Genomic DNA, 12,080 nt, shown 5'->3' on the forward strand with positions numbered 1-12,080 from the left:
AAGGTCACACTGCGGGAGCGGGAAATCGCTGAATCCACGGTTGCGCTTCCTCGAGCTGAGCCGCAAGCCGGAGTAGTTCACCATCGGATCCCAATCGTCCGACGAACTGCACACCCAGTGGTAGCCCGTCCTCGGTCCAATGCAAAGGAACGCTGATCGCGGGGCGGCCCGTGAGATTGGCCAACTGGGTATAGGGCACCCACCCGAGGCTGTCCTGAATGACGTCGTCGAGTACCCCGCTGAGGGCCATCAGTTTCCCGCCGCGAACCTTGCTGACAAGCCGAGCGGTTCTCTGCATCAACGACGAGGTGGAGGTTGCGCCTACTCGCAGAGGGGGAGTGGCCAGTGTCGGAGTCAACAGGTAGTCGAAACGCTCGTGGAATGCGCTGAGCGATCGAACATGGGACGTCGTTCGTTCCAAAGCCTCGATCGTAGCCAGCAAACCACTCGAACGACCGAACTCGGCAATTGCCACAGTGTCAGCCTCGAAATCGGAATCGCTTGCGCCGGTTCGTCTTTTGATATCAGCAATCTGCGCGTGCACCTGAGCGAACCATATCGTCAGAAAGTCACGCGAGAGCGCCCAGTCGTCGTATGGCGGCGTCGCCTGCTCGACGTGGTGCCCCAAGCCTGCGAGCAGTTCGGCGGTACGCTCCACCGCCTCGACAGCCTCCCGGTGCGGTGTCGGATTGACCGCCGAGGACGAGGACCAGCCAATTCGTAGCGGGGCCGGGGCTCGATCGAGATCCTTCGAAAATGCTTGCGCGGGAAGTGCAGCGTGGTAGTCCGAGTTCGGATCAGGGCCGACAATCGCGTCGTACAGGGCAGCGCTGTCGCGCACAGTTCTGCTGACCACTCCCTGCGTCACCATTCCGAACATTATTTCTCCGGTCTGCGGACCGTAAGGGGAAAATCCTCGACTGAGTTTGAGGCCGACGAGACCGTTGCACGCCGCGGGGATCCGAATCGAACCGCCGCCGTCGTTCGCGCCGGCCGCCGGCACGATCCCAGCAGCTACGGCCGCGCCGGATCCACCCGAAGAACCGCCGGGCGTGCGGGAAAGGTTCCATGGGCTGCGGGCAGCTCCCCAGTAGTCCGGTTCGGTGACACCCTTCGCACCCAACTCCGGTGTGTTGGTCTTCCCGAAGATCACCAGACCCGCGTCGAGAAACCGCTGTGTCACGAGGGCGTGGTCGGTAGCGATGTGGTCAGCCAGAGAGCGTGAACCGTACGACGTCGGATATCCCTTGTACTCCTGGAGAAGATCCTTGATCAGAAACGGCACACCTGCCAGAGGGCCGCTGAGCGACGGGTCGTCCGCCCGCGCGTCTGCAGCGTCCAACGGCGACACGATGGCGTTCAGCTTGCCGTTCACCTCACCCGCTCGTTCACGTGCGAGATCGAGTAGTTCGCGCGCAGTTATCTGCCGGGTACGAACAGCTTCTGCCAACGACATGGCATCCATGGACATGTATTCGCCGAGCTTCATGCGCAGATGCTAACCCGCGAGGACCCGCCGACAATATGGATCAGGAATCGAGAAGCGGGATAGCGCGACCACAGCTACCGTGACGACACATACGCCGCGACAGCTACCTGCTCTGGAGATGGAGACCCGAACGCATGGTCACGAAGAGAACCGCGAATTCGCACGGGCTGCATGCTGCCGATGCTCACGATCTGATCCGAGTTCAGGGCGCCCCAGTGAACAATCTCAAGGACATCAGCGTCGATATACCCAAGCGCAGACTGACCGTCTTCACCGGGGTTTCCGGCTCGGGCAAAAGCTCGTTGGTTTTCAATACGATTGCCGCGGAGTCACAGCGGATGATCAACGAAACCTACAGCGCGTTCGTTCAGGGCTTCATGCCCACACTCGCTCGGCCCGACGTCGATGTACTCGACGGTCTGACGACGGCGATCATCGTCGATCAACAGCGAATGGGTGTGGATCCTCGATCGACGGTTGGCACGGCCACCGACGCCAACGCGATGCTTCGGATCCTCTTCAGCCGGCTCGGCAAGCCACACATCGGTTCGGCGCAGGCATACTCATTCAACGTCGCCTCGATATCAGGTGCTGGCGCTGTCACCATCGAGCGGGGTGGCCGGCAGACGAAGGAACGGCGCAGTTTCAGCATCACCGGCGGAATGTGCCCACGGTGCGAAGGCCGAGGGTCGGTCTCCGACTTCGATCTGTCCGCGTTGTTCGACGCGGCCAAATCCCTGAACGAGAACGCAATTACCGTTCCCGGTTACAGCATGGATGGCTGGTACGGCCGAATCTATCGCGGATGCGGCTTCTTCGATCCGGACAAACCGATCGGCAGATACACCAAGAGAGAAATGAGCGATCTGCTCTACAAGGAGCCGACCAAAATCAAGGCAGAAGGCATCAACCTGACGTACACGGGACTGATCCCACAGATTCAAAAGTCCTTTCTGGCCAAGGACGTCGACGCGATGCAACCCCACATTCGTGCTTTCGTCGAACGCGCAATCACATTTGCCACCTGCCCAGAGTGCGACGGCACTCGGCTCAGCGAGGCTGCACGATCGTCGAAGATCGAGGGCAAAAACATCGCCGACCTGTGCGCGATACAAATTAGCGATCTCGCCGAATGGGTAGGTAGTGTGAAAGAACCGACGATGACGCCGCTGCTGACGTCGTTGAGCGGGATCCTCGACTCGTTCGTCGAGATCGGGCTCGGGTACCTGAGTCTGGACCGGCCGTCCGGCACCTTGTCCGGTGGTGAAGCGCAGCGCACCAAGATGATTCGCCACCTCGGTTCCTCGCTCACCGACGTCACCTATGTTTTCGACGAGCCCACGATAGGCCTGCATCCGCACGACATCGCTCGGATGAACGACCTCCTCCTGAGGCTTCGCGACAAAGGCAACACGGTGCTGGTGGTAGAGCACAAACCGGAAACGATAGCGATCGGTGACCACATCATCGACCTCGGTCCCGGCGCCGGCAGCGGGGGAGGAGAGCTCTGTTTCGAAGGGACCGTCGAAGGACTCCGTGTAAGTCGCACCATCACGGGCAAGCATTTCGACGACCGGGCAGCGCTGAAGAATTCCGTCCGCACCTTCACCGAGGTAGTGGAAATCCGCGGCGCGACGTCCCATAACCTTCGATCTGTCGACGTCGATGTGCCGCTCGGAATTCTTGTCGTCGTCACCGGTGTTGCCGGTTCGGGCAAGAGCTCGCTGATCCACGGATCACTCTCCGGACTGGAGGACGTCATCACGGTCGATCAGGGAGCGATCCGCGGATCCCGACGCAGTAATCCAGCTACGTACACCGGGCTACTCGATCCGATTCGGAAGGCGTTTGCCAAAGCCAACGGCGTCAAGCCTGCTTTGTTCAGCGGCCAACTCCGAAGGCGCATGCCCGATCTGCAACGGTGCGGGGGTCATCTACAGTGATCTCGCAATGATGGCTGGGGTTGCCACCGTCTGTGAAGTGTGTGAGGGCAAGCGTTTTCAGGCATCGGTGCTGGAGTACTTCCTCGGTGGCCGAAATATCAGCGAAGTTCTCGAAATGCCGGTATCCGAAGCCGAGGCCTTCTTCGGCGAAGGCGATGCGAAAATACTGTCAGCACACAAGATTCTGAGCAGACTCTGCGACGTCGGCCTCGGCTACGTCAAGCTGGGTCAGCCTCTTACCACGCTGTCCGGTGGTGAACGGCAACGACTCAAGCTCGCGACCCACTTGAGCGAAAAGGGCCGAATCTACGTACTCGACGAGCCGACCACCGGCCTCCATCTCGCTGACGTCGAGCAATTTCTCGGCCTACTCGACCGCCTCGTCGACTCCGGTAAATCGGTAGTGGTGATCGAACACCATCAAGCTGTGATGGCGCATGCGGACTGGATCATCGATCTCGGACCGGGAGCCGGACACGACGGCGGCAAGATCGTTTTCGAGGGCACGCCCGCAGATCTCGTCGCCGATCGATCGACCCTTACCGGCGACTACCTGGCGCGATACGTCGGAAACTGACCGATAGCCGACGATGCAGGGTCGCCGTCATGGCATGTCAGGCCAGCCACGCTCGGACGGGATGGAGCCGTCTGCGACGGCTTTGGCCAGTTGGGCGTGGTCTGAAGCGTTTTGGTCGGCGTAGGAGCTCGCGAATGCGACCATCGCTTCCTCGACCTTGCTGCCACCACCGAGATAGTCCGCAATAGCTGCAGCATCACCGCTGCGGGCATGGGCGCGCGCCAGCACGTGGCCGCAGGCTGCAGCGAATTGCGCTAGACGCAGAGCGATGTTCTCGCCCTTGGGGATGACCTTGCCGTCGCGGAACTGCCGGACGTAGAAGTCCAGATCGAGGTTCAAGTTCGGTTCCTGAAACGATGTCCATCCTACGAACATGTCGGTCGCGCTTTGGATCATGCGCTGGCCATGCACCACGCGTGATCCGTGATTTTCGTACTGACTCTTGCCCAGGAACTGTTCGTAGACCGATGGGCCTGCCTGTTTGATCTGCAGTAGCAGTGGGTCTTTTGTGCGCCGTTCCTCCAGCAGGGTCAGGAACACCCGCATGCCGACACTTCCGACCCCGACGACTTGACGCACTGCATCGACCACGTCGTAACGGGTGAGCAGGTTGTCGAGATGGTCGGGGATGGAGTCGTAGTACTTGTGCATCACGTCGTGGAGTATCTGCTCGGCGGCGTCGCCGAGCCTGTGCACTCGATACGGCGGATCCTCGGTAATCACCCGGTGACCGTCGACCAACGAGGTGAGCTTCTTCGAGGCCACCCGACCTGTCCGTTTCCGGGCACGCTTCTCGATGAGTGCATCCATTGCGTTCTCATCGTCTGTGGTGGCATATTCGACCAACTGCTCGACGTCGACTTTGTCGTACCAGACATCGATCTGCGGCATCGTCGCGCAAGTCTTCACGTGCTTGCGGTAATTGCGGTACCCCGCTCGGACCGCCTCTTGTGCAAGACCTTCTGAAACACCGTTGTCTCGGGCCAGCACAATCACGCTCGCAAGAAAACGTTTGAGGTCCCATTCGAACGGCCCGGGCAGAGTTTCGTCGAAGTCGCGCAGATCGAAGATGAGGCTGCGCTCAGGGGAGGTCCAGAGACCGTAGTTGAGGATGTGCGCATCCCCGCACATCTGGACCATGATCCCGGTATTGGCGGTGGAGGCGAGGTCGGCGGCCATCACTGCCGCGGCACCACGGTAGTACGTCCACGGAGAGTGGCTCATTCGCCCATGTCGGATCGGGAGGAGGTCCGGTGCTCGAATATCGCTCTGCGCCAGGATCGTCTGCAGCGGGTCGTGACCACGAGTAGTCGAATTCCAGTGTCCAAGCTCCCGTCGAGATACCAAGGCACGAGAATCGCGCCCTGAACCCGAATGCTCAGGTGCCGGTGCATCGACTACTGCGGGAGTCCGTTCAGGCGTTGACCGTGTGCTCACGGGCACTCCTTCGTCGTCATGTGAGATCGCATCGCTCAGGCGCGTCGTGTTCACCAGAGACGTTGTCCTCGGCATTCAAGCATTGCTCTTTTCCGGCCCGGACAGCATCACCCGCCCAGGATGATTCTGCTTCAGCAGTGATCGTGAAAGTGGCGGGGCATAATGAGCCGATGGCCCTTGCCTCACACGGACGCTTCGACTACTCGGCTATCACCGATCGTCCACAGTTCGAGTGGCCCGGTGGTGCTCGACTTGCGGTGTACGTCGCTGTCAACTGCGAGCACTTTCCCTTCGACGACGGCCCCCCAGGCCTCGGCTACACCCCGAATATGGATCAACCGAACACCTATAACTGGGGGTGGCGTGAGTACGGTAACCGTGTAGGCGGATTCCGGATCGCAGAAACTCTTCAGCGGAGCGGAATACGGCCCACCCTGTTGCTCAACACCGAAACATACGATCACGCACCTGAGTTGCTCGACGCCTTTCGTGAACTCGACGCTGACTTCGTAGCCCACGGCCGCACCAACGCAGTCCAGCCGAACCAACAGGAAGAGACCGACGAGCGCCAGACCATCGACGAGGTCTATCGCACGATCGAACGCCTCGAAGGGATACCACCTCGTGGGTGGATGAGTCCTGGCGCCAATCCGAGTCGCGTAACCGAGGACCTCCTTGCTGAGCGCGGATTCGATTACACACTCGACTGGCCGATCGATGATCAACCGGTGTGGCTTTCCACTCGCGGCGGACCGCTGCTCAGCGTTCCGTATCCCCACGAGGTCAACGATCTGCCGGCATTCGTTCACCATCACGGCACAGCGGACGAGTTCGGGCGCACGATCATCGATTCGTTCGAGGAACTCAAGGACAACTCAGCCGATCAGTCTGTGGTGCTGGCCATCTCGATTCACACATTTCTGACCGGCCAGCCGTATCGACTTCGGCGCTTTCGCGCTGCACTCGAACACATGACGGCGAATGCCGACGGCGTTTGGTTCACCACGACAGGCGACATCGCTGATCACTTTCGCAGCGTCATGCCCCCGAAGTAGCACTGAACCTTGTCGAAACGGTGGAGGAAACCGATTCGACAAGGTTCAGGTGTCGAGAACAAGCCTGTTGCTACTGGCGCGATACTGCGACTCTGGCGATGTCGGCGGGGTCGATGAGGTGCGAGTGGTCGTCGTCGCCGACATCTATTTGCACGACCTCGATGCGGCCGTTGAATTTGCTGGCGCCGGCGTACGCAACGCTGACCGGCATGCCGTAGTCCTCGCCGATATCGGTCGTTTCGTCGGCGGAGAAAACCATCGGCTGTGTCTGATCTACCCGACCGTTCCCGACCTCGCGACCATCATAGAAGACGGTGACAGTGCCGCCCTTGGCGAGCCCGCCTCCGTCGTAGGCGAACTCGGCGCGGATCTGGTGCTTGCCCGGGCTGATCGCTTCTGTTGCGGTGGCGGTGAATTCAGTCATTCCGAGCAAGTTGTACACGAAGGATGCGTGCCCGTCCTTCACGTAGAGCGCCCAGCCACCGAATCGGCCACCTTGAGCGATGATCACGCCCTCGGTGTGTCCATCCGAGGGTGTCTCTATCGAGGCGGTCACACTGAACGATCGATTCTTGATGTCCAGGACACTGTGTTCACTGAGTCGCTTCATTCCTGGAAACAAAACTTGCCTGGTGCCCTTGATCAATTGTGGCCGCCCAGCCAGAGTTGCATTCAAGCGTTCGAAGCGGCGATCGTCGATAGGCAGGACGTTGTACTTGACGGCCTCGATCAGCCAAAGCCTTTGCAAACTTGCCAGTCGCTCAGGGTTTTCCCGCACCAGGTCGTTGGCTTGGGTCCAATCGTTCTCGCCGTCGTAAAGCTCCCAGACATCGTCGTCGAGCGCGGGGAGTTGTTCATTGGGCAACCAGGGTGTGCTGTGGCGAGTGACAGCACTCCACCCTTTGAAATAGATGCCGCGATTGCCTGCCATCTCGAAGTACTGCAGGTCGTGACGTTCGGGTGCGTCTGCCGAGTCGAAGGTGTAGATCATACTGGTGCCCTCGATGGGTGATTGCTGAACTCCCAGTACGAATGTGGGTTGGGGGATACCAGCGGCCTCGAGAATCGTGGGCGCAACATCGATCACATGGGTGAACTGAGAACGAATTTCACCCTTTCCGGTGATACCGGCCGGCCAGTGCACCACGGTGCCGTTTCTCGTACCGCCCCAATGTGAAGCCACCTGTTTCGTCCACTGGAACGGGGTGCACATCGCCCACGCCCAACCGACGGAGTAGTGGTTGTAGGAATCGGGTCCACCGAGGCTGTCCTTCATTTCGGCCATGAACTCGGGTGTCTCGATCGATGCCAAACCGTTGAAGTTCGCCATTTCGTTGAAGGCACCGTTGACTGTTCCCTCGGCCGACGCGCCGTTATCTCCGATGATGTAGTAAATCAGCGTGTTATCGAGTGCACCAACGGATTCCACAGCGTCGATCACTCGGCCGACATGGTAGTCGGTGTGTTCGAGGAACCCGGCATAGATTTCCATTTGCCGTTCGAGTACAGGCTTGAGTTCGTCGCTCATATCGTCCCAGGATGGGATTGCATCCGGACGTGGGGTCAGTTGGGCGTCCGCGGGCACGAGGCCCAACTCTTTTTGCCGAGCGATGATTGCTTCGCGCTGTTCATCCCATCCGCCCGCAAACTTGCCTGCATATTTGTCGGCCCACTCGGACGGGACGTGGTGCGGTGCGTGAGTGGCGCCCGGAGCAAAGTATGCGAAAAACGGCTTCTCGGGCGCAAGCGCCTTCTGCGTACGAATCCAATCGATTGCTCGGTCCGCTAGGTCCTCGGTGAGGTGATACCCGTCCTCCGGCGTCCCCTCGGCCTCGACAGGGTTGGTGCCTTCGTACAGCGCAGGATAGTACTGATTGTTCTCGCCGCCGATGAACCCATAGAAGTATTCGAACCCACCGCCGCCGGTGGGCCAGGCGTCGAACGGTCCGACCGGTGAGGTTTGCCAAGGAGGCACCTCGTGACACTTGCCGAACTGCGCTGTCGAGTAACCGTTGAGTTTCAAAGTCATCGGCAGCGACGCTTTGGTGTTGGGGCGCATGCCTGAGGATCCAGGCGCTGCTGTGGCGGTCTCGGTAATCATCCCCATCCCTACCGAGTGGTGATTACGCCCGCTGAGTAGTGCCGCCCGGGTCGGAGCACACAGCGCAGTGGTGTGGAAACGGTTGTAGGTCAGACCCCCACCCTGCAGACGCTCTGCAGTCGGGGTGTCAGACGGTCCACCGAATGCGCTACTGGCGCCATAACCAACATCGTCGAGAAGAATCACCAGAATGTTCGGCGCACCCTCAGGAGGCAATAGCGGTTCGATCGGCGGGAAACTGGTGTCCGGATCCTTGGCGTCGTAAGTTATCAAGCCTAGATGCTGGCGATCTGGAATAGGAAGCGAATCACGACGTGCAAATGACTCGTCCGTCATAGCTGACTCCTAGTGCTGCATAGTGACTGGTTGGAGGGCGCTCGAATTGGATTGGTGAATCAGTAGAGGTCCGCCGGCGGGGGATAGGTGACCCATCTGGACGCACAGGAGCAAGGGAAGTCAGCTCGAGGCGTGGTGATGAACCGCCTCGAGCTGACTTCCCTTGCCGCCGAGGTGCTTCAGTCGGTTCTCCAAGAAGCGACAGCCCAGATTACGACGATGTCGATCGCGATCACCAAAACCGACCACCATGGGTAGTAGGGAAGCCACAGAAAATTGGCGATGATCGATAGTGCTGCGATCACAATGGCACCGACTCGGGCCCAGACAGCTCCACTGAACATGCCGATTGCAATAAGCGCACCGAGTACACCTACAATGGTGACGATCCAACCCCACGTGGTGAGATCGAATTTGTAGATGTACTCAGGTCCGGCGACAAACAATGCGTCTTTCGATATTGCCGAAATGCCCTGCAGCACAGTCAAAATCGACACAGTAAGCAGCAGGATTGCGGCGGCGAATGTTGTTCCGGCTGCAAATCCTTGTTTTACGGGATGGCGGTCGTATTCAGTAGTCATCACATTCCTCTATCCTCGCGGCAGCGGTTGTCGAATTCGAGTGTGAGCCGTCCTGGGCTGAAAATACTCACCCACTGCGGATGAATCCCGCCTGTGGCGCCAAGCTCTCGCCTGAACCTACGGGCGGGATCAGAGCATCGGCTGCTGACAAGTGCGAGACCGGTAGATCATCCAGAGGTCTTCGGAGAACACGACCATTTCTTCCTGTCGAATCGTCACAGTGACGATTCGACAGGAAGAAAGCCCTGACAATAGGGGATGGACCGCGAAGCAGCGTCCGAGAGTTTTAGCCAGAATGCACATGGACCCGGAGCGATGCATCTGGAGGCATCGACGTTTTTGACATGCATGTGGAGTGCAGCGAGCGTGCCGAAATTTTTTCATGTGCGTGCATTTCGCGCTTGCGCGACTCGACATACTGCACAAGGCGACTGATCGACGGCGCCTGAAGACGGATTACCCACTGAAGCAGCTCACCGTGCCGAGCGTGCGCTGACCTGGCAAACCTGCAATTCGGCCATTTTGCCGATAATCAACATTATGTCAAGTAATACGTTGGAAGTGGTCCCCCGTCGAAAATTTTTCCGCTTGGTATGCCAGTAGACACAACTCGCACTCTGCGTGACGCATGCTGACTCGTCAGCCGACGGTCGGTCGGTGGATCATCGGTGTGCGACCGTGCGCGATGGCTGTACCTAGGCATCACGCACGGTCAGCCCAACGAGTCGTTTTGCTATGCATGTTCACTGCCGCCGTGCGTGCCAACGGCCACAATCCCCCAGACCTGCGATTGAAACTGATCTCATTGAAATTGCATTTCGCTGGCTCCAAACCCTCGGAGACAGCCGACCGTCAAGAGATCTTGACGCTCTCTGTTGCAGTTGCTCCTCAACTGTCAGACGGGTCAGTCGGGTTCTTCACTCTGGGCCGCAGGTTGTAGCCGCCGTACCACTGGTGCACTGCTTGCTTGCTCATGCCGAGAACGTCGCCGATCTTCGACCACGGCACCGGCGGGCTTGCACTGCGCAGGCGCTCGATGATGGCGTAGCGGTCGGCGATCATCGTCGACGCCAGGAACGCGTTGATCTCGAGCGCTTCGAAATCCGAGACGGCCTCAACGCGACGCCGCTCGGCGTCGGTGATCCACTTGGCAGTATCCTTGCGCCCCAGATCGCACACAACTTCAGCGAGCTCGACCGCTGCGAGGGCGGCGTTGTATTGGTCGTACATCGCAGTCAGTTCAGCTGCGGTGCGTTTCTTCCCGGAATCCATATCGTCAACATATATTGACGAATCGCGTTCGCCAAGGCAAGAAGTGTCTCTCACGCGAGCGTTACGACCGTCCGACGAGTCTGCACCAGTCACCGCAGCGGAATGGACCGAATTCGAGCACACTTCGATAATCGAAAAGTCGAAGTCGAACTAGGCTTCTGCGAGCGTCCATACGCCACACCATGCAGTCACGAACACGCCTGCATCGAGTGCCTTTGCTTCACGTCGACCCGAGAACTCCTCGCGCAGTGACACGGCCGGCGAGCATGCCGTCGAAACATTTGTGCTTTGCCAAGTCCAAGCGTGTGGTCGCTCGATGGCTACCACGCCGGCCATTGAGGTTCCCCCCGAAAAGTGGACAGTGGTCACGCGGCCATGATGGGCGCGATCAGTGACTGTTCGTACGTGGTGGGGCTGAGCATCCCGATCGTGGAGTGCCTACGGCGAGTGTTGTAGAAGTTCATCCAGTTGTCAACTGCAGCAACCAATTCAGTGGCATGAACGAAGGTGTGCCGGTAGTAGTACTCGTGCTTGAACGTCGACCACAGACTTTCGGCGCCGGCGTTGTCCCAGCATTGACCGGTTTCACCCATCGAACGCCGCAACCCGTACCGTTCACACGCCTGCTTCATGATGTCAGCAGTGTACTGAGATCCCCTGTCCGAGTGCATGATTGTTCCCGCGACATCGCCGCCACGTTCGGCGACCGCCATCTCCAACGCTTCGACAACCAGCTCGGTGCGCATGTGATCGGCCACGGCCCATCCGAGAACCTTCTTCGAGTGCTCGTCCTTGATCGCGCACAGGTACATATCCCCCTCCCCGCAGGTCAGATACGTTATGTCCGAAGTCCACACCGCATCGAGTTCACCCTGATCGAAACGGCGCTGGACCAGATCATCAGGGAACGAGGCGAACGGATCGACCACGGTGGTGCGGACCTTGAACGTGCGCGGACTGATGCCGACGACACCGAGCGATCGCATGATCTTGGCGACAGTTTTCTCGGTGATCACCTCGCCTCGGTCGTGGAGTTCGGCGGTGATGCGCGGTGCCCCGTACACGCCTTTCGACTCCTGGTGGATCGCGAGGATCTTGATCTCCAGATCGGCTCTACGCTGCTCTCGCTCTGCCAATCGGGTTGTCACACTGCGTCCTTGGTTCTTGTAGAAGCCGGAGGTCGACACCTCGAGCAGGCGCGCCATCCGGTGAACTGCGGAGTTCGCGTACTCCGCGGCCATCAACGTGTAGAGCTCTACTTTTGTTGATTGGCTGCGAAGTACGCGGAC

The 12,080-nt window shown here is 59.3% G+C and carries 7 protein-coding genes and 1 pseudogene; 2 read left to right on the plus strand and 6 right to left on the minus strand.

Annotated features, from left to right (window positions below; genetic code table 11):
* Window positions 1-4 precede the first annotated feature (4 nt).
* The gene (locus tag BJI47_RS08535; protein WP_088943324.1) at window positions 5-1,489 is read right to left on the minus strand and encodes an amidase; all 1,485 of its coding nucleotides are present in this window, start codon (window positions 1,487-1,489) and stop codon (window positions 5-7) included.
* 134 nt (window positions 1,490-1,623) lie between these two features.
* On the opposite strand from BJI47_RS08535, the pseudogene BJI47_RS08540 reads away from it, so the two are divergent.
* Window positions 1,624-4,009: pseudogene (locus tag BJI47_RS08540) on the plus strand (ATP-binding cassette domain-containing protein).
* A gap of 27 nt (window positions 4,010-4,036) precedes the next feature.
* Here the strand turns inward: BJI47_RS08540 and BJI47_RS08545 are convergent.
* Window positions 4,037-5,446, minus strand: a complete 1,410-nt coding sequence (locus tag BJI47_RS08545) for a DUF2252 domain-containing protein (protein WP_254900465.1) — start codon at window positions 5,444-5,446, stop codon at window positions 4,037-4,039.
* Window positions 5,447-5,616: 170 nt separating this feature from the next.
* On the opposite strand from BJI47_RS08545, the gene BJI47_RS08550 reads away from it, so the two are divergent.
* Entirely contained in the window at window positions 5,617-6,501 is an 885-nt protein-coding gene (locus BJI47_RS08550; RefSeq protein WP_088943326.1) for a polysaccharide deacetylase family protein, read from the plus strand.
* A gap of 70 nt (window positions 6,502-6,571) precedes the next feature.
* Here BJI47_RS08550 and BJI47_RS08555 read toward each other — a convergent pair whose 3' ends face one another.
* The 4 genes from BJI47_RS08555 to BJI47_RS08575 form a co-directional block, all read right to left on the minus strand.
* A complete protein-coding gene (locus BJI47_RS08555; RefSeq protein ID WP_088943327.1) occupies window positions 6,572-8,938 on the minus strand; it encodes an arylsulfatase in 2,367 nt (788 codons plus the stop codon).
* A gap of 179 nt (window positions 8,939-9,117) precedes the next feature.
* A complete protein-coding gene (locus BJI47_RS08560; RefSeq protein WP_088943328.1) occupies window positions 9,118-9,519 on the minus strand; it encodes a hypothetical protein in 402 nt (133 codons plus the stop codon).
* Window positions 9,520-10,407: 888 nt separating this feature from the next.
* Complete coding sequence (locus tag BJI47_RS08565; protein ID WP_088943329.1) at window positions 10,408-10,791, minus strand: hypothetical protein; 384 nt, start codon at window positions 10,789-10,791, stop codon at window positions 10,408-10,410.
* A 365-nt stretch (window positions 10,792-11,156) separates the two neighbouring features.
* On the minus strand, window positions 11,157-12,080 hold a 924-nt coding region (locus BJI47_RS08575; protein ID WP_088942194.1), incomplete at its 5' end, for an IS3 family transposase.

The organism is Rhodococcus sp. 1168, assembly GCF_002091955.1.
Taxonomy (GTDB): Bacteria; Actinomycetota; Actinomycetes; order Mycobacteriales; family Mycobacteriaceae; genus Rhodococcoides.

Excerpts from the sequence above, each read along its gene's own strand:
- BJI47_RS08535 (WP_088943324.1), bottom strand. The coding sequence starts at position 1,489 with ATGAAGCTCGGCGAATACATGTCCATGGATGCCATGTCGTTGGCAGAA.
- BJI47_RS08550 (WP_088943326.1), top strand. The coding sequence starts at position 5,617 with ATGGCCCTTGCCTCACACGGACGCTTCGACTACTCGGCTATCACCGAT.
- BJI47_RS08555 (WP_088943327.1), bottom strand. The coding sequence starts at position 8,938 with ATGACGGACGAGTCATTTGCACGTCGTGATTCGCTTCCTATTCCAGAT.
- BJI47_RS08560 (WP_088943328.1), bottom strand. The coding sequence starts at position 9,519 with ATGACTACTGAATACGACCGCCATCCCGTAAAACAAGGATTTGCAGCC.
- BJI47_RS08565 (WP_088943329.1), bottom strand. The coding sequence starts at position 10,791 with ATGGATTCCGGGAAGAAACGCACCGCAGCTGAACTGACTGCGATGTAC.